Genomic DNA, 208 nt, shown 5'->3' on the forward strand with positions numbered 1-208 from the left:
TACTTTACCTTGTACCTCTTGTTTGTTTTGTACTTCTACTTTATTTTGTACTTCCGGTTTTTCTGTTACCTCTGGTTTCTCTAACACATTTGGTTCTTCTGTTACCTTTGGCGTTTCCGGTTTTTCTTCTTTTAACTCTTCTGTTGTTTCTTCTTTATTTTTCTCTTCTTCTGGTGTTACTAAGATCTCCGGTTTTTCTGTTACCTCT

General features: G+C 35.1%; 1 pseudogene. It reads right to left on the reverse strand.

Annotated features, from left to right (window positions below):
* Positions 1-208 (reverse strand): annotated as a pseudogene (locus tag MR071_RS25395) (LPXTG cell wall anchor domain-containing protein); the annotation flags it as partial.

This window comes from Bacillus cereus group sp. BfR-BA-01316 (genome assembly GCF_022664195.1).
In the GTDB taxonomy this organism is placed as follows: domain Bacteria; phylum Bacillota; class Bacilli; order Bacillales; family Bacillaceae_G; genus Bacillus_A.